This is a genomic window from Atlantibacter sp. (assembly GCF_032062175.1).
Lineage (GTDB): Bacteria > Pseudomonadota > Gammaproteobacteria > Enterobacterales > Enterobacteriaceae > Atlantibacter.
In genome coordinates this window covers 152,749-174,862 of the sequence record NZ_DAMBQK010000004.1, presented here as the reverse complement: position 1 = coordinate 174,862, position 22,114 = coordinate 152,749, and the positions used below count along the sequence as shown (strand labels likewise).

19 protein-coding genes are annotated in these 22,114 nt (G+C 56.2%); 9 read left to right on the top strand and 10 right to left on the bottom strand.

Annotated elements, in window-relative coordinates; translation table 11 throughout:
- Positions 1-147: 147 nt before the first annotated feature.
- The 3 genes from RT120_RS06235 to RT120_RS06225 are packed head-to-tail and all read left to right on the top strand — an operon-like array spanning position 148 to position 4,273.
- Positions 148-1,542 carry a nucleobase:cation symporter-2 family protein gene (locus tag RT120_RS06235; RefSeq protein WP_312980779.1) on the top strand — a complete coding sequence of 465 codons (1,395 nt, stop codon included), beginning with the start codon at positions 148-150 and terminating at the stop codon, positions 1,540-1,542.
- A gap of 17 nt (positions 1,543-1,559) precedes the next feature.
- Entirely contained in the window at positions 1,560-2,876 is a 1,317-nt protein-coding gene (gene guaD, locus RT120_RS06230) for a guanine deaminase (RefSeq protein ID WP_312980776.1), read from the top strand.
- Between the two features lie 29 nt (positions 2,877-2,905).
- On the top strand, positions 2,906-4,273 hold the full coding sequence (locus tag RT120_RS06225) for an NCS2 family permease (RefSeq protein ID WP_312980772.1): 1,368 nt from the start codon (positions 2,906-2,908) through the stop codon (positions 4,271-4,273).
- Positions 4,274-4,329: 56 nt separating this feature from the next.
- Here RT120_RS06225 and RT120_RS06220 read toward each other — a convergent pair whose 3' ends face one another.
- Complete coding sequence (locus RT120_RS06220; protein WP_312980770.1) at positions 4,330-6,273, bottom strand: FAD-dependent oxidoreductase; 1,944 nt, start codon at positions 6,271-6,273, stop codon at positions 4,330-4,332.
- 530 nt (positions 6,274-6,803) lie between these two features.
- On the opposite strand from RT120_RS06220, the gene RT120_RS06215 reads away from it, so the two are divergent.
- The gene (locus RT120_RS06215; protein WP_312980767.1) at positions 6,804-8,258 is read left to right on the top strand and encodes a nucleobase:cation symporter-2 family protein; all 1,455 of its coding nucleotides are present in this window, start codon (positions 6,804-6,806) and stop codon (positions 8,256-8,258) included.
- 51 nt (positions 8,259-8,309) lie between these two features.
- On the opposite strand, the gene lysS is transcribed toward RT120_RS06215, so the two are convergent.
- The 5 genes from lysS to xerD form a co-directional block, all read right to left on the bottom strand.
- The gene (lysS, locus tag RT120_RS06210) at positions 8,310-9,827 is read right to left on the bottom strand and encodes a lysine--tRNA ligase (RefSeq protein ID WP_312980764.1); all 1,518 of its coding nucleotides are present in this window, start codon (positions 9,825-9,827) and stop codon (positions 8,310-8,312) included.
- Between the two features lie 9 nt (positions 9,828-9,836).
- Positions 9,837-10,935, bottom strand: a protein-coding gene (gene prfB, locus RT120_RS06205) for a peptide chain release factor 2 (protein ID WP_312980761.1) whose coding sequence is annotated in 2 segments (ribosomal slippage) — positions 9,837-10,859 and positions 10,861-10,935 — 1,098 coding nt in all. Because the reading frame shifts where the segments join, the coding sequence is not laid out codon by codon here.
- A 96-nt stretch (positions 10,936-11,031) separates the two neighbouring features.
- Positions 11,032-12,765: a single-stranded-DNA-specific exonuclease RecJ gene (gene recJ, locus RT120_RS06200; RefSeq protein ID WP_312980758.1), complete on the bottom strand. Its 1,734-nt coding sequence runs from the start codon at positions 12,763-12,765 to the stop codon at positions 11,032-11,034.
- A gap of 3 nt (positions 12,766-12,768) precedes the next feature.
- The gene (gene dsbC / locus RT120_RS06195) at positions 12,769-13,482 is read right to left on the bottom strand and encodes a bifunctional protein-disulfide isomerase/oxidoreductase DsbC (RefSeq protein WP_312980755.1); all 714 of its coding nucleotides are present in this window, start codon (positions 13,480-13,482) and stop codon (positions 12,769-12,771) included.
- A 25-nt stretch (positions 13,483-13,507) separates the two neighbouring features.
- Positions 13,508-14,407 carry a site-specific tyrosine recombinase XerD gene (gene xerD, locus RT120_RS06190; protein ID WP_312980937.1) on the bottom strand — a complete coding sequence of 300 codons (900 nt, stop codon included), beginning with the start codon at positions 14,405-14,407 and terminating at the stop codon, positions 13,508-13,510.
- A gap of 101 nt (positions 14,408-14,508) precedes the next feature.
- On the opposite strand from xerD, the gene fldB reads away from it, so the two are divergent.
- Complete coding sequence (gene fldB, locus RT120_RS06185) at positions 14,509-15,030, top strand: flavodoxin FldB (protein WP_312980753.1); 522 nt, start codon at positions 14,509-14,511, stop codon at positions 15,028-15,030.
- Positions 15,031-15,034: 4 nt separating this feature from the next.
- On the opposite strand, the gene RT120_RS06180 is transcribed toward fldB, so the two are convergent.
- On the bottom strand, positions 15,035-15,454 hold the full coding sequence (locus tag RT120_RS06180; RefSeq protein ID WP_312980750.1) for a protein YgfX: 420 nt from the start codon (positions 15,452-15,454) through the stop codon (positions 15,035-15,037).
- Complete coding sequence (sdhE, locus tag RT120_RS06175) at positions 15,435-15,701, bottom strand: FAD assembly factor SdhE (RefSeq protein ID WP_312980747.1); 267 nt, start codon at positions 15,699-15,701, stop codon at positions 15,435-15,437. Before sdhE ends, RT120_RS06180 begins: the two co-directional genes overlap by 20 nt.
- 258 nt (positions 15,702-15,959) lie before the next feature.
- On the opposite strand from sdhE, the gene ygfZ reads away from it, so the two are divergent.
- Complete coding sequence (ygfZ, locus tag RT120_RS06170) at positions 15,960-16,946, top strand: tRNA-modifying protein YgfZ (protein ID WP_312980744.1); 987 nt, start codon at positions 15,960-15,962, stop codon at positions 16,944-16,946.
- 48 nt (positions 16,947-16,994) lie between these two features.
- On the opposite strand, the gene trhA is transcribed toward ygfZ, so the two are convergent.
- Together trhA and yqfB are read right to left on the bottom strand one after the other, a co-directional pair.
- Complete coding sequence (gene trhA, locus RT120_RS06165) at positions 16,995-17,654, bottom strand: PAQR family membrane homeostasis protein TrhA (protein WP_312980742.1); 660 nt, start codon at positions 17,652-17,654, stop codon at positions 16,995-16,997.
- Between the two features lie 129 nt (positions 17,655-17,783).
- Positions 17,784-18,095, bottom strand: coding sequence for a N(4)-acetylcytidine aminohydrolase (gene yqfB, locus RT120_RS06160; RefSeq protein ID WP_312980739.1), 312 nt, complete (start codon positions 18,093-18,095; stop codon positions 17,784-17,786).
- Positions 18,096-18,214: 119 nt separating this feature from the next.
- Between yqfB and RT120_RS06155 the strand changes: the two genes are divergently transcribed.
- The 3 genes from RT120_RS06155 (at position 18,215) to RT120_RS06145 (ending at position 22,094) form a co-directional block, all read left to right on the top strand.
- Positions 18,215-18,946, top strand: coding sequence for a MurR/RpiR family transcriptional regulator (locus tag RT120_RS06155; RefSeq protein ID WP_312980934.1), 732 nt, complete (start codon positions 18,215-18,217; stop codon positions 18,944-18,946).
- A 123-nt stretch (positions 18,947-19,069) separates the two neighbouring features.
- Positions 19,070-20,503 carry a 6-phospho-beta-glucosidase gene (locus RT120_RS06150; protein WP_312980736.1) on the top strand — a complete coding sequence of 478 codons (1,434 nt, stop codon included), beginning with the start codon at positions 19,070-19,072 and terminating at the stop codon, positions 20,501-20,503.
- A gap of 199 nt (positions 20,504-20,702) precedes the next feature.
- Positions 20,703-22,094, top strand: a complete 1,392-nt coding sequence (locus RT120_RS06145; RefSeq protein ID WP_312980734.1) for a cytochrome c peroxidase — start codon at positions 20,703-20,705, stop codon at positions 22,092-22,094.
- The last annotated feature ends 20 nt before the right edge of the window (positions 22,095-22,114 follow it).

The window sequence follows — 22,114 nt, the reverse complement described above, 5'->3', positions numbered from 1 at the left end:
TTCCAACGATTCAATGCCTCACAACATAAGCGTCTGCATAAAGAGCGTGTACCGGCTCAGGGCTTGCTGTACCTGAAATTCGGGTGGTTTAGGGCAGATTTTTATTAATTGAATCAGATGATCAAATTTACTTATCGAGGTGAAGGGATGTCTGATATATCAAACAAGGGTTCGGATCTTATTTATGAGTTAGAAGATAATCCACCGTTCCACCAAACCCTGATTGGTGCCATAACCCACCTGCTGGCGATCTTTGTGCCGATGGTGACCCCCGCGCTGATTGTCGGCGCTGCGCTGCAACTCTCAACCGAAACCACCTCTTACCTGGTTTCCATGGCGATGATCGCCTCCGGCGTCGGCACCTGGCTCCAGGTGAATCGCTACGGGCATATCGGCTCAGGTTTACTGTCTATTCAGTCGGTCAATTTCTCGTTCGTTACGGTGATGATTGCGCTGGGCAGCAGCATGAAAAGCGACGGCCTGCATGAAGAACTGATCATGTCGGCGCTGCTGGGCGTGTCGTTCGTCGGCGCGTTTTTAGTGGTCGGCTCCTCCTTTATTCTGCCCTACCTGCGACGGGTGATCACCCCTACCGTCAGCGGCGTGGTGGTGCTGATGATCGGCCTGAGCCTGATCAAAGTCGGCATAATCGATTTTGGCGGCGGATTTGCCGCGAAAAGCAGCGGCACCTTCGGTAACTATGAAAACATCGGCGTCGGCCTGTTGGTACTGCTGGTGGTCATCGGCTTTAACTGCTGCCGCAGCCCGCTTTTACGCATGGGCGGCATCGCGATTGGCCTGATTGTCGGCTACATCGTGTCGTTCTGCCTGGGCATGGTGGACTTCAGCAGTATGCGCAATCTGCCGCTGGTCACCGTCCCGATCCCGTTCAAATACGGTTTTGAATTCAACTTTCACCACTTCCTGGTGGTCGGCACCATTTATCTGCTGAGCGTGCTGGAAGCCGTCGGGGATATCACCGCCACCGCGATGGTCTCGAACCGCCCTATCAAAGGCGAAGAGTACCAGTCGCGCCTGAGGGGCGGCGTGCTGGCCGATGGGCTGGTGTCGGTGATCGCCTCCGCCGTTGGCTCGTTGCCGCTCACCACCTTTGCCCAGAATAACGGCGTGATCCAGATGACCGGCGTGGCTTCCCGCTATGTGGGGCGGTTTATCGCCGTAATGTTAGTTGTCCTCGGTCTGTTCCCGAGCATCGGGCGCTTCTTTACTACCATCCCCGCACCGGTGCTCGGCGGTGCAATGACGCTAATGTTCTCGATGATCGCCATCGCCGGGATCCGCATCATCATCACCAACGGCCTGAAACGCCGGGAAACCCTGATTGTCGCCACCTCGTTAGGGCTGGGCCTGGGCGTTTCCTACGATCCGGCGATCTTCCAGGTGCTGCCAGCCTCGATCTACGTGCTGGTTGAAAACCCCATTTGCGCAGGCGGCCTGACCGCCATCCTGCTGAATTTGTTGATTCCGCTCGGGCAGAAGCAAGAAGAGCCGGTGCCCCATGCGGTTGAAGAACTGGACTAACCATTAAGGAGTCGATCATGTCAGGCGAACAGACGCTAAAAGCCGTGCGCGGGAGCTTTCTCGATATTACCCGCACCGTTGAGCATCCAGAGGAAATCGAGTCCGCGTTGCGTTTTGTGGAAGACGGGCTGCTGTTGATCCGCGACGGTAAAGTGGCGTGGTTTGGGCAATGGGAAGAGGGAAAATCGCAAGTTCCTTCCTCAATTCGCGTGCGCGATTACAGAGGCAAAATCGTGGTGCCGGGGTTTGTCGATACCCATATTCACTATCCGCAAAGTGAAATGGTCGGTGCCTATGGTGAGCAACTGCTGGAGTGGCTGAATAAACACACCTTCCCCACCGAACGCCGCTATCAGGATGCGGAATACGCCAGGGAAATGTCGACCTTTTTCCTCAAACAGCTATTACGCAACGGCACCACCACGGCGCTGGTATTCGGCACGGTGCACCCGGAATCGGTGGACGCGCTGTTCGAGGCCGCCAGCCAAATCAATATGCGGATGATCGCCGGGAAAGTGATGATGGACCGCAACGCCCCGGACTATCTGCTGGACGACGCCGAAAGCAGCTATCTGCAAAGCAAAGCGCTGATTGAGCGCTGGCATAAAAATGGCCGCCTGCTATATGCCATCACCCCGCGCTTCGCCCCGACCTCCACGCCGGAACAGCTGGCGATGGCGCAACGGCTGCGCGAGGAGTATCCCGACACCTGGCTGCATACCCATCTTTGCGAAAACAAGCAGGAAATCGCCTGGGTGAAAGAGCTGTTCCCGGAACACGACGGCTATCTGGATGTGTATCACCAGTACGGGCTAACCGGGAAACGCAGCGTGTTTGCCCACTGCGTACACCTGGAGGAAAAAGAGTGGGATTGCCTGAGCAAAACCGGGTCCAGCATCGCGTTTTGCCCGACCTCCAACCTCTATCTCGGCAGCGGCTTGTTCAATCTACAACAGGCGTGGCGCAAAAAAATCAAAGTAGGCATCGGCACCGATATCGGCGCGGGCACCACCTTCAACATGCTCCAGACGCTGAATGAAGCATATAAAGTGGTGCAGCTACAGGGCTACCGGCTTTCGGCCTACGAGGCATTTTATCTGTCGACGTTGGGCGGTGCACATTCGCTGGGGCTGGACCACTGCATCGGCAACTTTACGCCGGGTAAAGAGGCCGATTTTGTGGTGCTGGAACCCACCGCCACCCCGCTCCAGCAACTGCGCTACGACAACTCCGTTTCACTGGTGGACAAGCTGTTTGTGATGATTACGCTCGGCGACGATCGCTCAATTTACCGTACCTACGTCGATGGCCGTCTGGTTTATGAACGCACCTGATTATTACAATGTTAACTGAGGGCATTCTTATGTCTGGCGATACGCTACACACACCCAATACCGCGCAGCCGCGCAATGCACTGGACCATTATTTTAAAATCTCCGAGCGCGGCAGCACCACGCGCCAGGAGATACTGGCGGGTTTAACCACCTTTCTGGCGATGGTCTATTCGGTCATCGTGGTGCCGGGGATGTTAGGCAAAGCGGGCTTTCCGCCGGGCGCGGTGTTTGTCGCGACCTGTCTGGTGGCAGGCTTTGGCTCGCTGCTGATGGGGCTGTGGGCAAACCTGCCGATGGCGATTGGCTGCGCCATTTCGCTAACCGCGTTTACCGCATTCAGCCTGGTGCTCGGCCAGCAGATCAGTATCCCGGTGGCGCTTGGCGCGGTATTTCTGATGGGGGTGATTTTCACCGCCATTTCCGTGACCGGCGTGCGCACCTGGATCTTACGTAATCTGCCGATGGGCATTGCCCACGGCACCGGTATCGGGATCGGCCTGTTCCTGTTGCTGATCGCCGCCAACGGCGTCGGCATGGTGATCAAAAACCCGCTGGAAGGTTTACCGGTGGCACTGGGCTCCTTTACCTCTTTTCCGGTGATGATGAGCCTGTTGGGCCTGGCGATGATCTTCGGGCTGGAGAAATCACGCATTCCTGGCGGGATCCTATTGGTGATTATCGGCATCTCGATCATTGGGTTAATTTTCGACCCGGCGGTGAAGTATCACGGTCTGGTAGCGATGCCGAGCCTGAGCGGTGAAGACGGCAAGTCGCTGATTTTCAGCCTGGATATTATGGGCGCGCTGCAACCGCATGTGCTGCCCAGCGTGCTGGCGCTGGTGATGACCGCGGTGTTTGACGCCACCGGCACCATTCGCGCCGTGGCGGGCCAGGCCAATTTGCTGGATAAAGATAACCAGATTATTAACGGCGGTAAGGCGCTGACCAGCGACTCGGTGAGTTCGATTTTCTCCGGGTTAGTGGGCGCGGCACCGGCGGCGGTGTATATCGAATCGGCGGCGGGAACGGCGGCGGGCGGTAAAACCGGCCTGACGGCGGTGGTGGTCGGCGCGTTATTCTTGTTGATCCTGTTCTTGTCACCGCTGTCGTATCTGATACCGGGTTACGCCACCGCGCCTGCGCTGATGTACGTTGGCCTGTTGATGCTGAGCAACGTTTCAAAACTCAACTTCAACGATTTTATCGACGCCATGTCTGGCCTGGTGTGCGCGGTGTTTATCGTGCTGACCTGTAATATCGTTACCGGGATTATGCTGGGCTTCGTGACGCTGGTGGTTGGCCGGGTGTTTGCCCGTGAATGGGATCGCTTGAACATGGGTACGGTGGTGATTGCCGCCGTGTTAGTGATTTTCTATGCCGGGGGCTGGGCAATTTAACCTTCTGATAAAAACAAAAAACCCGCTTCGCGAAGCGGGTTTTTTATTGGCGGTAACTAAACGGCCAGCTGGCTTGCGGCGTTGCGCTCAAACATCGCCAGCATATCCCGCGCTGCCTGATGCCCGGCCGCCATCGCCGTGACCACCAAATCCGCGCCGTGCACCGCATCCCCCCCGGCAAACACGTTATCGCGGGTTGTTTGCGTTGCCAGCCGACGCGCACCGCCGGTGATGATGAGCCCATCGTCATCGCGCCGCACGCCGCTGCCCTGGAGCCATGGCATCGCGTGAGGCCGGAAGCCAAACGCCATAATCAGCACATCGGCGGGCAGTTCAAATTCAGAACCGGCTATCGGCTGAGGCCGCCGCCGCCCATCCGCGCCTGCTGCGCCCATCTCGGTGCGAATCAGCCCAATACCGCTCACCTGGCCGCGCGCGTTACGGGCAATGTACTGCGGCTGGACGTTGAATAAGAATTCCACGCCCTCTTCCCGGGCATTGGTCACCTCCTTGCGCGAGCCTGGCATACTGGCTTCATCCCGGCGATAGGCGCAGGTGACGCTGGCCGCCTCGCGCCGCGCCGAGGTACGCAGGCAGTCCATCGCGGTATCCCCACCGCCCAGCACCACCACCTGCTTACCTTTCAGTTCGGTCCACGGGTAGTCGGGTGAATCCTCCAGGCCCATCACCCGCCGGGTATTGGCGATTAAAAACGGCAGCGCCTGAATCACGCCAGGCGCATCTTCATGCTCCAGCCCGGCGGTCATTAATCCATACGTTCCCATCGCGAGGAAGACCGCGTCGTACTCTTCGGTTAACTGATGGAACGTCTTATCGCGGCCAATCTCGCAGTTAAGATGAAACTGAATGCCCATCTCGCTGAAAATTTCGCGCCGCTGGCTTAACAGCGATTTGTCTAACTTGAACGGCGGAATGCCGAAAGTCAGCAGCCCGCCGATTTCAGGATGGCGGTCGAACACGTCGACTTTTACGCCTTCGCGCGCCAGGAAATCGGCGCAGCCTAATCCAGCAGGCCCTGCGCCAATCACCGCGACCCGCTCGCGGCGCGGCAGTGCGGCGATAAAGGTGGGCCGCCAGCCCATTTTCAGCGCGCTGTCGGTAATATAACGTTCGAGGTTGCCGACGGTGACCGCGCCGCTGCGGTTTTTCAGGGTGCAGGCGCCTTCACACAGGCGATCCTGCGGGCAAACGCGACCACATATTTCCGGTAATGAGCTGGTCTGGTGGGAAAGCTGTGCCGCCTCTTTAATTCGCCCCTGTTGAACCAGGCGGATCAAATCAGGAATGGCGTTATGCACTGGGCAGGTCCAGTTACACCAGGCTTTCTGCGCGCAGTACAGGCAGCGCTCGCTTTCATAGCTGGCCTGCGCCGGATCCAGCCCGTGATAGATCTCATCAAAATGGGTTTTGCGCTCGGCGGCGTCGCGCTTTTCCGCGCCCTTGCGCGGCGGCTTACGCAAGATAATTTTGTTCGGCGGCTCCGGCATAAACCCCTGCGGGTTCGCCGCCTGCAACTGGCGGGCGCGCCGCAGTTTCCCAAGCCCGTTACCGTCCAAGACGCGTAACGCCTGGGTCGGGCAATGGGTCACACAAGCAGGCTGGGCACCCTCTACCGACTGGCATAAGTCGCATTTTTGGGCCAGCAGGCCCTTTTCATCAGGCGTAACGACAATATCAATCGCCCCAAACGGGCAGGCCACCAGGCAACTTTTACAGCCGATACAGCGTGTTGAATCCAGTTGGATCGCGTGGTTGTCATAGTGCAGCGCATCCACCGGGCAGCTTTTGACGCAGGGCGCATCCAGGCAATGCTTGCAGGTTACCGCGCTGCTGTGTTCGCCATTGAATATCACACGAATGCGCGGCAGGAAATCGCTGCGCTGCTGCGGCCAGCCGTCGTTATGCGCAACCACACAGGCAACCTCACAAGCGCGACAACCGATGCACTCCCTGGCATCGGCGACAATCAATCTGTTCATAGGCATCCTTTATGTTTCGGTTTGTGAAATTACGTTTCTGATAGCAATGCAAGAACCGGGCGATGTTGTGATTTCCCCGCAGGCAGAGAGGAATGTTGTGAATGCCGTCAAATTAATAGTGCCAGAACTGTGGCAAGCGGTTTTATAAGGCAGTGGTTGCGCTCTCAGAATGAGAGGCGGGAATGATGCATAAAGAACGATTTTATCCGCACGCGATCCTGAGATTACCGATCCACAATGAACCCCCTGGGTTATCAATCTGAGAATCTGCGTTTTTATCAAATGCAAACGCTTGCGTAGCGATCCCTCCTGAGGTCTGCGCAAAGCGGCAACTTTGTGAACTCCTCCGCGTTTTAATCACTTCCTTTCGCCTGAACGAAAAACTGGCACTTTCTGAGCATGGTGTCAGGGGTTGGCAACCGTAATCACATCACGGCAGATCCGGGTCGTCTCAGACCGTCGTCAGAGGAAGCCGTATTCACGCAGGCAGCGCCTGGTCTGCTCGCGGGTTTAACAAAAGGAAGGCATTCATGAGTACGCTTGATTCACGACCACAAACGCTCCCCCACGATAGCGCCGCGCCGACGGACGAAGTCGATCGCGTGTTGTCTCCGGCAAAATTGTGCATTCTCGGATTACAGCATGTGCTGGTGATGTATGCCGGTGCGGTGGCGGTGCCGCTAATGATTGGCGACCGGCTTGGGCTTGATAAGGAAACCATCGCGCTGCTAATCAGTTCCGATCTGTTCTGCTGCGGCGTGGTGACCTTGCTGCAATGTCTGGGCGTGGGCCGGTTTATGGGGATTCGGTTGCCGGTGATTATGTCTGTGACCTTCGCTGCCGTAACGCCGATGATCGCCATTGGCCTCAACCCGGATATCGGCCTGACGGGGATCTTCGGCGCGACGATCGCGGCGGGCTTGATCACCACCCTGCTGGCCCCGGTGATTGGCCGCCTGATCCCGCTGTTCCCGCCGCTGGTGACCGGTGTGGTGATCACCTCGATTGGGCTAAGCATTATTCAGGTGGGCATCGACTGGGCGGCGGGCGGCAGAGGCAACCCGCACTATGGCGATCCAGTTTATCTGTGCATCTCGTTTGCCGTGCTGCTGTTTATTCTGGTGGTGACCCGCTTTGCTAAAGGGTTTATGTCTAACGTCGCGGTGCTGCTGGGGATCGTGTTTGGCTTTGTGCTGTCGCTGATGGTGAATGAAGTGAATCTGACCGGCCTGCACGATGCCAAATGGTTTGCCATCGTCACCCCGATGGCGCTGGGCACGCCGGTATTCGATCCGGTGTCGATCCTCACCATGACTGCCGTGTTGATTATCGTCTTTATCGAATCGATGGGGATGTTTCTGGCGCTCGGGGAGATCGTCGGGCGTAAACTGACGTCGCAGGATATTGTGCGCGGCCTGCGGGTGGACGGCGTCGGCACGCTGTTTGGCGGATTGTTTAACAGCTTCCCGCATACTTCGTTTTCACAAAACGTCGGGCTGGTGAGCGTTACCCGCGTTTACAGCCGCTGGGTGTGCGTGGCGGCGGGGATCATTTTGATCCTCTTCGGCATGGTGCCAAAAATGGCGGTGCTGGTGGCGTCTATCCCGCAATTTGTGCTCGGCGGCGCGGGGCTGGTGATGTTTGGGATGGTGCTCGCCACGGGCATTCGCATTCTTGCCCGCATCAATTACACCACGAACCGTTATAACCTCTATATCGTGGCGATAAGCCTGGGCGTGGGGATGACGCCGATGCTGTCCCACAACTTTTTCTCACAGTTCCCCGCCGTCCTCCAGCCGCTACTGCACAGCGGGATCATGCTCGCGACCTTTAGCGCGGTGACGCTGAATCTGTTTTTCAACGGTTACCATCCACAAACCGGGCTGGCGGAAGAGCCGTCGTGCGTTAGCGGCAAGTCGGTGAGAACGGTGCGGATGTGGCTGCTGTTGCGCAAAGTGAAGAAAAATCAGGAATCAGGGGAGTGAGATAAAAAAAGCCCCGGTGTGAAAACCGGGGCTGATGATAAGTCAGAAAACTTATTTAACCGGACGCATCGCCGGGAACAGGATCACGTCGCGAATGGTGTGGCTGTTGGTGAACAGCATAACCATACGGTCGATACCAATGCCCAGGCCCGCGGTCGGCGGCAGGCCGTGTTCCAGTGCGGTCACATAGTCTTCGTCATAGAACATGGCTTCGTCATCACCCGCATCTTTGGCATTCACCTGATCCTGGAAACGCTGCGCCTGGTCTTCCGCGTCGTTCAGCTCGCTAAAGCCGTTGCCGATTTCACGGCCACCGATAAAGAATTCAAAGCGGTCGGTGATTTCCGGGTTCTCGTCATTACGACGCGCCAGCGGAGACACTTCTGCCGGGTATTCGGTGATGAAGGTCGGCTGGATCAGATGCGCTTCTGCTACTTCTTCGAAGATCTCGGTCACGATGCGGCCCAGACCCCAGCTCTTCTCAACCTTGATGCCGATGGATTCAGCAATCGCTTTGGCGGAGTCGAAGTTGTCCAGATCGGCCATATTGGTTTCCGGACGGTATTTCTTGATCGCTTCGCGCATGGTCAGTTTTTCGAACGGCTTGCCGAAGTCGAACACTTCATCGCCGTAAGGCACTTCGGTTTTGCCCAGCACGTCCTGCGCCAGGGTGCGGAACAGCGATTCGGTCAGCTCGATCAGATCTTTGTAATCCGCATACGCCATGTAGAGTTCCATCATGGTGAACTCTGGGTTATGACGCACCGAGATACCTTCGTTACGGAAGTTACGGTTGATTTCGAACACGCGCTCGAAGCCGCCAACCACCAGACGCTTCAGGTACAGTTCCGGCGCGATACGCAGGTACATGTCCAGATCCAGCGCGTTGTGATGGGTGATAAACGGACGGGCAGACGCGCCGCCAGGGATCACCTGCATCATCGGGGTTTCCACTTCCATAAAGCCGCGGCCCACCATGAACTGACGGATACCCGCCAGGATCTGGGAACGCACTTTGAAGGTGTTGCGGGATTCATCGTTAGAGATGAGATCCAGATAACGCTGGCGGTAGCGTGCTTCCTGATCCTGCAGGCCGTGGAATTTATCCGGCAGCGGGCGCAGGGCTTTGGTCAACAGACGCAGTTCGGTACAGTGAATCGACAGCTCGCCGGTTTTGGTTTTAAACAGCTTGCCGCGCGCCGCCAGGATATCGCCCAGATCCCACTTTTTAAACTGCTCGTTGTAAACGCCTTCCGGCAGATCGTCACGGGCAACGTACAGCTGAATGCGGCCGCCAACGTCCTGCAGGGTTACGAAAGAGGCTTTACCCATAATGCGGCGGGTCATCATACGACCGGCCACCGCCACTTCAACGTTCAGCGCTTCCAGCTCTTCGTTTTCTTTGGCATCAAATTCAGCGTGCAGTTGGTCAGAGGTGTGGTCGCGACGGAAATCGTTCGGGAACGCGACGCCCTGCTCACGCAGTTGCGCCAGCTTCTCGCGACGAGTCTGGAGTTCGTTATTAAGATCGACTACCGCATCTGCGTTCTGCGCGTGTTGTTCAGACATGTTGGTTCCTCATAACCCTGCTTTCAAACTTGCTTCGATGAATTTGTCCAGATCGCCATCCAGCACCGCCTGCGTGTTACGGGTCTCAACACCGGTACGCAAGTCTTTGATGCGGGAGTCATCCAGTACGTAAGAGCGGATCTGGCTGCCCCAGCCGATATCCGATTTGTTATCTTCCAGTGCCTGTTTCTCAGCGTTTTTCTTCTGCATTTCAAGCTCATACAGCTTCGCTTTCATCTGCTTCATAGCCTGATCTTTGTTCTTGTGCTGAGAACGGTCATTCTGGCACTGCGTCACCGTACCGGTCGGAACGTGGGTAATACGCACCGCGGATTCCGTACGGTTAACGTGCTGGCCGCCCGCGCCGGATGCGCGATAAACGTCGATGCGCAGATCCGCCGGGTTGATTTCGATATCGATATCGTCATCCACTTCCGGGTAGACAAACGCGGAACTGAACGAAGTATGGCGACGGCCGCCGGAGTCAAACGGGCTCTTGCGCACCAGGCGGTGAACGCCGGTTTCAGTGCGCAACCAGCCGAATGCATATTCGCCGGAAATCTTGATGGTGGCGGATTTAATACCGGCCACTTCGCCTTCGGATTCCTCGATAACTTCGGTTTTGAAGCCGCGCGCTTCAGCCCAGCGCAGGTACATTCGCAGCAGCATACTGGCCCAGTCCTGGGCTTCGGTGCCGCCGGAACCGGCCTGCAGGTCGAGATAGCAGTCGGCGCTGTCGTATTCGCCGGAGAACATACGGCGGAATTCCAGCTGCGCCAGTTTGGCATCAAGCTGCTCGAGCTCAACAACGGCTTCGTTGAAGGTTTCTTCATCATCGGCTTCTACCGCCAGTTCCAGCAGACCGGTGACATCTTCCAGGCCCTGGTTTAACTGGTCCAGCGTATCGACGATGGCTTCCAGAGACGAGCGCTCTTTACCCAGCGCCTGGGCGCGTTCGGGCTCGTTCCAGACGTCAGGCTGTTCAAGTTCAGCGTTTACTTCTTCGAGACGTTCTTTCTTTGCATCGTAGTCAAAGATACCCCCTAAGAACGTCGGTGCGCTCGGTGAGGTCCTGAATACGGTTTTTTACCGGGTTAATTTCAAACATGGTCAGTATGATCTTTAAGTGATGACGGTAGTCAGAATGCGGTCGTAAGGGCGAAAGTTTACCGGAAATTCGCCCTTTTTTATAGCGAAACTGGCGTTAAAGCGGCCAGAGATGGTCGATTATTAGCTGTAGGCTGCGATTGCCGCGAAACTCGTTGATATCCAGCTTATAAACGATTTCCACCTCGCGTACCCCCGCGTCGGGCCAGCGGGCAGTATCGACGTTAAACGCGATGCCGTCTAACAGCGGGCCACCCTGCGCGGGTTCCAGCATGACTTTGAGGTGCCGCTCGCCCACCAGCCGCTGCTGCAACAGGCGAAAACGCCCGTCAAACGCCGGTTCCGGGAACGCCTGGCCCCACGGGCCGGCATCGCGCAGCATCTCCGCGATGTCCAGCGTCATCTCCTGGGGCTGTAGCGGGCCGTCCGACCACACTTCCCCTTCCAGTAACGCCGGGTCGAGCCATTGTTCTACCAGTTCAGCGAAGCGCTGCTGAAAGGCCTCGATTTTTGAGGCTTCCAGCGACAGGCCCGCGGCCATGGCATGTCCGCCGAATTTGAGGATCAGCCCCGGATTCAGCGTATCGAGCCGCTCCAGCGCATCGCGCAGATGCAGCCCGGGAATCGAACGGCCTGAGCCTTTGAGCGTGCCGTCGCCCGCAGGCGCGAACGCGATCACCGGTCGATGGAAACGCTCTTTGATGCGCGACGCCAGAATCCCCACCACGCCCTGGTGCCATTCAGGATGATAAATCGCCAGCCCGATCGGCAGGTCGTCTGCGCTTTTCAGGCAGGCATCGCACAGCGCCAGCGCTTCCGCCTGCATACCCTGTTCGATCTCTTTACGGGTCTGGTTCAGGGCATCCAGTTCATTCGCCAGTACGCGCGCTTCGCCAGGGTTATCGCACAGCAGCAGCGCCACACCCACCGACATGTCATCCAGCCGCCCGGCGGCGTTTAAACGCGGGCCGAGGGCGAACCCCAGATCGCTTGCCGCCAGCTTTTGCGGGTCGCGGTTGGCGATTTCCAGCAGTGCGCGAATGCCTGGCCGACATTTCCCGGCGCGAATGCGGCTCAACCCCTGCCAGGTCAAAATACGGTTATTGGCGTCGAGCGGCACCACGTCCGCCACGGTGCCTAATGCCACTAAATCGAGATATTCCGCCAGATTGGGAATAGCGATGCCCTGCTCGTCAAACCAGCCCTTGTCGCGCAAGTGGCTGCGCAGCGCCAACATCAGGTAAAACGCCACACCGACGCCCGCCAGAGATTTCGACGGGAATTCACAGTCCGGCAGATTAGGATTGATGATGGCTTCGGCGGCCGGCAACGTGGCGCCGGGCAGGTGGTGATCGGTCACCAGCACCGGAATACCGTACTGATGCGCGTGCTCCACGCCCGCATGGGAGGAAATGCCGTTATCCACCGTCATGATAAGCTCAGCGCCCAGCGCTTTTGCCTGATCCACCACTTCCGGGCTTAAGCCGTAGCCGTCTTCAAAACGGTTCGGCACCAGATAACCGATCTCTTTCCCACCGAGACTGCGTAGCGCCAGCACGCTGAGCGCGGTGCTGGTTGCGCCATCGGCGTCAAAATCCCCCACTACCACAATGCGCTGCCCGGTTTTAAACGCCTGATACAGCATCTCGACGGCGGCATTGATACCGGTTAACTGCTGCCAGGGAAGCATGCCTTTTACGCTGCGCTCGAGATCTTCCGCGCCGCGCACGCCCCGGCTGACATAAAGCCGTTTTAACAGCGGCGAAAGCGTTGACGGCAGAACGGCGGTTTCATCTACCGTCCGCCGACGGAGTTGCGATTGTTGCGTCACCCGTTATTGCCCGCTGGTCTGTTTCTGATGTTCGTCGAGGAAGGCTTTCATCTCTTTCGGCCCCTGATAGCCCGGCACCACGTAGCCATTGCTCAATACAATCGCTGGCGTACCTGTGACGCCGAATTGCACGCCCAGCGCGTAGTGATCGGCGATGTCGATATCGCAACTGGTGGCGGGTACGGATTTGCCACTCATGGCATCATCAAAGGCTTTATTGCGGTCTTTGGCGCACCAGATAGATTTCATGTCTTTCTCCGCCTGGCTCTGAATGCCCTGACGCGGGAACGCCAGATAACGCACGGTGATGCCCAGCGCATTATAGTCTTTCATCTCTTCATGCAGCTTGTGGCAATAGCCGCAGGTGATATCGGTAAATACCGTGATCACGTGTTTTTCCTGCGGGGCTTTGTAGACAATCATCTCTTTTTCGAGCTGGACGAGTTTGCCCATCAACAGCTTGTTGGTCACATTGACCGGCGAGCTGCCGCTGACGTCATACAGCGGCCCCTGGATAATGTGTTTGCCGTCTTCGGTGACATACAGCACGCCGCTGCTGGTCAGCACGGTTTTCAGGCCCGGCACCGGAGAAGCCTGAATGTCTGCGCTTTGCACGCCCAGTTTCACTAGCGACTGTTTAATCACCGCATCGTCAGCGTGAACCATACCGGAAACCGTGGCTGCCAGAAGGGTGAGCAGCATAAAACCTTTTTTCATAACATGTCCTTTAGTCAGCAAGCACTTACGCACGCGGGTGATGCTGTTGATGAAGTTGGCGCAGGCGTTCAGTCGCCACGTGCGTATAAATTTGGGTCGTTGATAAATCGCTATGTCCTAACAGCATTTGCACCACGCGCAGATCCGCGCCGTGATTGAGCAAATGCGTAGCAAAGGCATGGCGTAAAACGTGAGGCGACAGTTTATCGCTATCAATACCTGCCAGTGTGGCGTAATGCTTAATGCGATGCCAGAAAGTCTGGCGCGTCATTTGTTGCGCGCGGTTACTGGGAAACAGCACATCGCTGGACTGGCCGTTGAGCAGCCACGGGCGACCGTGTTCAAGATACTGCTCCAGCCAGTGCACCGCTTCTTCGCCCAGCGGCACCAGGCGCTCTTTATCGCCTTTACCCACCACGCGCACCACACCCTGACGCAGGCTGATATCGCTCATCACCAGCCCCACCAGCTCAGACACGCGAAGCCCGGTAGCGTAAAGCACTTCGAGCATTGCCTTGTCGCGAAGTTCAATCGGGTTGCCTTCCAGCGCAGGGGCCTGCAACAGCCGGTCAACCTGGGCTTCGCTTAAATCCTTCGGCAAGCGCTGGGGGAGTTTCGGCGAGGCCAGTTGAGCGCTGGGATCGTCCGGACGCACTTTTTCCCGGTACAAATGTTGAAACAGCCGCCGGATGGCGCTGAGCAGGCGCGCGGAACTGGTCGCCTTGTAACCGCCTTCGACGCGCTCGGCGAGCAGCCCCTGCAAATCATCACGGCTGGCGGAGAGTAAATCCCGCTCATGGTGATGAAGCCACTGCACCAGCATCGTCAAGTCCCGACGATAGGCGCTAAGGGTGTTTTCCGACAGATTCCGCTCCAGCCAGAGCGCATCCAGAAACTGTTCGATGCGGGCAATATCCTGTTCCACACGAGCCTCTCGTTTATCATGCAGGGCTGCATTATGCATGATAGCGACCGCGATCTGGTACACTGAGCCACCCGCACAGCAAGAAATGAGATGTAATCGCGATGAAAATGGGTCTTTTTTATGGTTCCAGCACCTGTTACACCGAAATGGCGGCGGAAAAAATCCGTGACATTATCGGGCCGGAGCTGGTTACGTTACATAACCTGAAAGATGACGCCCCGGCGCTGATGGCGCAGTACGACGTGTTGATCCTCGGCATTCCGACCTGGGATTTCGGTGAAATTCAGGAAGACTGGGAAGCCGTCTGGGATCAACTGGATACGCTGGATCTCGACGGAAAAATCGTTGCGCTGTACGGCATGGGCGACCAGCTTGGCTACGGCGAATGGTTCCTCGACGCTTTAGGCATGCTGCACGATAAGCTGCTGCCAAAAGGCGTGAAGTTCGTGGGGTACTGGCCTACGGAAGGGTATGAATTTACCAGCCCGAAACCGGTGATAGCTGATGGTCAGCTGTTTGTCGGCCTCGCGCTGGATGAAACCAATCAATACGATTTAAGTGACGAGCGTATTGAGCAGTGGTGTGAACAAATACTCGGAGAAATGGCAGAACATTTCTCCTGAGTGATTATGAAGAGCGGCCGCTTTGCGGTTGCTGCAACAGCACCCGGCGCAAATCGCGCCATTCACTGGCATCCATACTGTCCGCCGCAAGCCACAAATGCTGGCTGCGCTGCGTCTCTGGATGCCGTAAACGCAGCAGCATACCGCTTTGCAGCATCCACGGCGCGCCGGTCAATTCCCATTCCACGCCCTGCCAGCGTAGCCGGTAATCCATCGTAAGCTTCATCTCGCCCTGCAGCGAATGAATACGCCGCTGGCTGCGCACGCAATCAAACACCACCAGCGACAGTAAAACCAACCAAACCGGCATATAACTTAACGGCCAGGGCAGCAGCAGGATGACCGCTGCGACAATGCCGTGCAGCATGAGAGAAAACCACTGTGCGCGCCACGAGACGCGCAGATCAGATTGCCACAGGACCACGATCCCGGTTCCGCGTCTGAATCAGTTGCACCATGCGCTGCAATTCACTGTCTGCAGGCTTACCGTGATTCATTAACCAGTTGAAAAGATCGGGATCGTCGCATTCGAGCAGGCGAATAAACACGCGTTTATCGTCATCGCTCAGAGCGTCGTACTCATGTTCAAAGAACGGCATGATAGAGATATCCAGCTCGCGCATCCCGCGACGGCATGCCCAGTGGATACGGGCTTTATTATTAATATCCATGATTGCTTTCCTGGGTAATCACTCTGGGAGATGCCTGCTAGTGTAACTCTTTTTCGGCACTTCATTTAATGGAATGTTGTCATTTACGCGTCATCTTCCAAAAAACCTTATTAAAAATGAAACTATTACGCGTTTTTTGCGTGAAATCTCGTAAAAGAAAAAGACGGCACGAATGGCAATGTCAAAGCGCTTGCAATGTCTTGTGGCTCTTTTACCATTAGTCTCATTCGACTCTGCATGATGAACCGGGGCACTTTTATGGCATTTAATCCGTTTCCACCGCGCCAGCCAACGGCTGCCGCTCGACTGCCTTTAACGCTTATCTCTCTTGAGGACTGGGCGCTGGCGACCATCACCGGCGCTGATAGCGAAAAGTATATGCAAGGCCAGGTCACGGCGGATCTTGCGCTGATGACGGAAAACCAACATCTGCTGGTGGCCCACTGCGACGCGAAAGGCAAAATGTGGAGCAACCTGCGCCTGTTTCGCCAGAACGAAGGCTTCGCCTGGATCCAGCGCCGCAGCGTACGCGACGCGCAACTCACTGCGCTGAAAAAGTATGCCGTGTTCTCGAAGGTCACTATTACGCCGGACGACAACGCGGTGCTGTTAGGCGTGGCGGGTTTCCAGGCGCGCGCCGCCCTGGCGAACCACTTTTCCGTTTTACCGGATGCGGATAACCCGGCGGTCCATGACGACGACACCACCCTGCTCTGGCTACCGTTGCCCGCAGAGCGTTTCCTGCTGATCACCACAGAGGAAAAAGCGCAGCAGCTTACCGAAAGCCTGCGCGGCGAGGCGCAGCTCAGTGCCAGCCAACAGTGGCTGGCGCTGGATATCGAAGCCGGTTATCCGATTATCGATGAAGCCAATAGCGCGCAATTTATTCCCCAGGCGACCAACCTTCAGGCCTTTGGCGGCATCAGCTTTAAAAAAGGCTGCTATACCGGCCAGGAGATGGTGGCACGTGCAAAATTCCGCGGTGCCAATAAACGCGCGCTCTGGACGCTGGTCGGTAACGCCAGCCGCACGCCAGCGCCAGCGGAAGATCTGGAATTGAAAATGGGCGACAACTGGCGACGTACCGGGACCGTACTGGCTGCCGTGAAGCTGGATGACGGCACCGTGCGCGTTCAAGTGGTGATGAATAACGACATGGAAAGCGCCAGCGTCTTCCGGGTGCGTGATGAACCCAGCCACACGCTGGCGATTGAGCCGTTGCCGTATTCGTTAGAAGAGGCGTGATGAAATGCCCTTCGCAGGCCGCGAGGGGTGTTTTTTAGTGCTGACCTTTTAGTGCTGACCGATGTACAGATAAATCGCCAGGAAGTGACACACACTGCCGCCCAGCACAAAGCCGTGCCAGATGGCGTGGTTATACGGAATGCGTTTACACACGTAGAAAATCACGCCAAGCGAATAGACAATCCCGCCTGCGGCTAACAGCGTGACTCCGCCAGGCGCGAGTTTTTCCGTTAGCTGATAAATCACAATCAGTGACAGCCAGCCCATCGCCAGGTAAGTCACCAGCGACAACACCTTAAAGCGGTGCGCGATGGTTAATTTAAACAATATGCCCAGCAGCGCTAGCCCCCAGATGACAATCATCAGGGTGCGAGCTAGCGGCGAATCGAGCCCCACAAGTAAAAATGGGGTATAGGTCCCGGCAATCAGAAGATAGATCGCGCAGTGGTCGAATTTTTTCAGCCAGATTTTCGCTCTGGCGTGGGGGATGGCGTGATACAGCGTTGAGGCAAGAAACAGCAAAATCATGCTGCCGCCGTACAGGCTGTAGCTGGTGATCGCCATGACGTTAGCATTGGCGTCCACCGCCTGGATCAGCAGCAGTACCAACCCAACGATCCCGAACACCAGCCCAATACCGTGGCTGATGCTATTGGCTATTTCCTCAGCCAGTGAATATCCCTTCTCAATTAATGGTTTGCTAACCATGAGGCGACTCCGGGGAAACTGAATATAAAAGCAGCTTCACTAGCCTAATTGAGAATGATTTCAGTGTACACATGTTCGCTAAAATATTTATTTTACCGATGGTGTACGGCTACCCGGCAAAGCCAAAACCTAAGCAGAAACCAATTCAAAAGCAATGACATATAGATGATTTACGCCGGGATAAATCTCGTTGATCACATTGCGCAGCACGTCAGGCGTCATATTCTCCTGGCGGGCATGTTCGTCGGTTAACGCGCTCAGCAAGGTCGGCGTGACGCTCAGGACCTTAATGGTGCAGAAGTAGCCGTCGTCTTCGTAGCGCCCTACCCGCAGAATTTGCCCCGGTTTGAAGTGCGCCTCGCTCTCGTCGCGGATTGTAATGGTTTTACGCCCAGCCAGAATGTCGCTCTCAAAACGCTCAAAGAAAGTAATATCATTCATAAGGTTCTCGTTGAAGTGAATCGCAGGACGCGGGGATATTACCTTTCCTGGGGTGGGTTCAACACCACAATTCCAGTATCCTTGAAACAGTGCATGAAAAAGGATCGCTCGCCGTGACGATATTCACCCATTCCGCCGTCGCCAGCCTGAATAACATCGAAATGATGGTCTATAACTACGTCGTCAAAAATCGCGACAAAGTGATGTATATGACGATCCGCGAGCTGGCCGAGGCGGTGGGCGTTTCTACGACCACGGTGTTGCGTTTTTGCCGCAAACTCAACTGCGACGGCTACTCGGAATTCCGGGTGCGCTTTAAGCTCTACCTTGAGCAAAACGAGCCCCAGCAGGCCAATTTTGGGGCCAGCGAGATCATCAGCTTTTTCCGCAGCGTGAATAACGACGAGTTCGAGCAGTTGCTGGATGAAGCCGTGGATATCATCCTGGCCTCAGAACGGATTATTTTTGTCGGTGCGGGAACCTCCGGCTCGCTGGCAAAATACGGCGCGCGCTTTTTCTCCAACGTCGGGAAATTCAGTAATCACATCGATGACCCCTATTTCCCCGTCACTAACGATATGGCGAAAAACGCGCTGGCAATAGTGCTGTCGGTTTCCGGTGAAACGGCGGAAATCCTGCGCTTCGCCAGCCAGTTCAGCCTGCACCATTGCAAAGTGTTGTCGATCACCAGCCACGACAATTCGTCGCTGGCAAAACTGGCCGATTTTAATCTCTCCTGGCATATCCCCCAGACCCGTATCGCAGGCGTTTACGACATCACCACCCAAATCCCGGTGGTCTATATTCTTGAGACTCTGGGGCGCAAAATCGCCAGCAAACTGGGCGGATAAAACACCCTGTTTTCTGGCGGTAACAAGTCACAACCCGTTGATTTTGTTATATCGTGACATTTGCTTTTCCTTTTGCCAGACTCGCCTTCAACTCCTGTCTCACTACGTTCTGGGATCTCTACGATGAAAAAACTCACTTTACCCAAAGACTTTTTATGGGGTGGCGCGGTTGCCGCGCACCAGGTTGAAGGCGGCTGGAATAAAGGCGGCAAAGGCCCCAGCATTTGTGACGTATTGACCGGCGGCGCGCACGGCGTTCCGCGTGAGATTACCCACAGCGTGGAAGCGGGAAAATACTATCCCAACCATGAAGCCGTGGATTTCCATGGCCGCTACAAAGAAGACATCAAACTGTTCGCAGAGATGGGTTTTAAATGCTTCCGCACCTCTATCGCCTGGACGCGTATTTTCCCGAACGGCGATGAACTGACGCCCAACGAAGAGGGATTACAGTTTTACGACAACATGTTCGACGAACTGCTGAAGCACAACATCGAGCCGGTGATCACCCTCTCCCACTTCGAAATGCCGCTGCATCTGGTGCAGCAATACGGCGGCTGGACTCACCGTAAAGTGGTGGATTTCTTTGTGCGCTTCGCTGAAGTGGTATTCGAGCGCTACAAGAACAAGGTCAAATACTGGATGACCTTCAATGAGATCAACAACCAGCGCAACTGGCGTGCGCCGTTATTCGGCTATTGCTGTTCCGGCGTGGTGTACACCGAGCATGACAATCCGGAAGAGACCATGTACCAGGTGCTGCATCACCAGTTCGTTGCCAGCGCGCTGGCGGTGAAAGCGGCGCGCGGCATCAACCCGGCGATGAAAGTCGGCTGTATGCTGGCGATGGTGCCGCTATACCCGTTCTCCTGTAAGCCGGAAGACGTGATGTTTGCCCAGGAATCGATGCGCGAACGCTATGTCTTTACCGACGTGCAGCTGCGCGGCGGCTACCCGTCCTATGTGCTAAATGAATGGGAGCGTCGCGGCTTCAACATCAACATGGAAGATGGCGATGAACAGGCGCTGCGCGAAGGCACCTGCGATTATCTGGGCTTCAGCTACTACATGACCAATGCCGTAAAAGCTGAAGGCGGTAGCGGCGATGCGCTGACCGGTTTCCAGGGCAGCGTCCCGAACCCGCATGTGAAGGCGTCGGACTGGGGCTGGCAGATTGACCCGATTGGCCTGCGTTACGCGCTGTGCGAGCTGTATGAGCGCTATCAGAAGCCACTGTTTATCGTTGAGAATGGCTTCGGCGCGTACGATAAAGTGGAAGAAGATGGCAGTATCAATGACGATTACCGTATCGACTACCTGCGCGCCCACGTTGAAGAGATGATCAAAGCGGTGACCTACGATGGCGTGGACCTGATGGGTTATACCCCGTGGGGCTGTATCGACTGCGTCTCCTTCACCACCGGCCAGTACAACAAGCGTTACGGCTTTATCTATGTGAATAAGCACGATGACGGCACCGGGGATATGTCCCGCTCCCGCAAGAAAAGCTTCAACTGGTACAAAGACGTCATCGCCAGCAACGGCGAAAAACTGTAATTCTCACAGGGGCCTGAGCGCCCCTTTTTACTGCCCAGGCATTAATACCATTGATGAAACCTATCCCAATGATAGGCCCGGCTTGTGAAATTTATTGATACCCATCAAGGGGTAGAATTCCCACACTGACACTATGCCCTTTCAGGAACCAGATAGTTTGCGGTCTCTGAGACCTCATTCACCTTGAAGGGATAATAAGATGAAAAACCTCACTAAACTGGCGCTGGGTGTTGTGGGCGTCGGTCTTGTAGGCTACCTCGGGCTCGTGGCGTATGTGTATCACCACGACAGCGAGCATAACAGCCGCGCGTTGACTCAAACCTCTGCTTCACCGCAAAACAATAAAGTGCTGGCGATCATGCGTGACAAAGGGTGTGACTATTGCCATACCGTGTCCAGCGATCTGCCATTCTATTCCTCACTGCCGATCGCGAAGCAGCTGATGAACTACGATATGCATCTTGGCTACCAATCGTTCAACCTCACCCCGCTGCGTCAGAGCCTGATTGACGACACGCCCGCGCTGCAAAGCGATTTGACCAAAATCGAATGGGTGATGGCGCACCAGACCATGCCGCCGACGCGCTACACCGCCCTGCACTGGGACGGCAAAATGAGCGACGATGAACGCGGCGTAGTGCTCGACTGGATCAAAGCCCAGCGTCTGAAGTATTACGCTGCCGACGATATGGCGGAGCAGCACCGCAACGAGCCGGTCCAGCCGATCCCGCAAACCGTCCCATACGATGCGCGTAAAGCCGCGCTGGGCTTCCGGCTGTACCACGATCCGCGCATTTCCGATGACAACTCCATCTCCTGCGCAAGCTGCCATCAGTTGGGCGCGGGCGGCGTGGATGGACGGAAAACCTCAACCGGCGTGCGCGGTGAAATCGGGCCGATAAACGCGCCAACGGTGTTTAACTCGGTATTTAACGTGGTGCAATTCTGGGATGGCCGTGCGCCGGATCTCAAAGCCCAGGCAGGTGGCCCGCCGCTTAATCCGATTGAAATGGCGTCCAAATCCTGGGATGACATCACCGCCAAACTGAATCAGGATGCGATCCTCAAGCGCGACTTTACCGCCGTCTATCCGGAAGGATTAAGCGGCGACACCATTACCGACGCCATTGCCGAGTTTGAAAAAACACTGATTACGCCAAATTCGCCGTTCGACAACTACCTGCGCGGCGATGAAAACGCGTTAACCGCCCAGCAGAAACAGGGCTGGAAGCTGTTCAAAGACAACAAGTGCGCCACCTGCCATACCGGCGTGATCCTCGGTGGCAGAACCTTTGAGCCGCTGGGCCTGAAGAAAGAGTTTACGTTTGGCGACGTACTGCCGGCGGATATTGGGCGTATGAACGTCACCCATGACGAACGCGACCGCCTGCGCCAGAAAGTGCCAACGCTGCGTAACATCGCGCTCACCGCGCCGTATTTCCACCGTGGCGACGTGGCGACCCTGGATGAAGCGGTAAAACTGATGCTGCGTTACCAGGTGGGCACTGAGCTACCGCAGCCCGACGTGGATGATATTGTGGCGTTTCTGCAAAGCCTGAACGGCGTGTATAAACCCGCGCCGCTGGAATAAATCTTAAAGCCGCCCGCCAG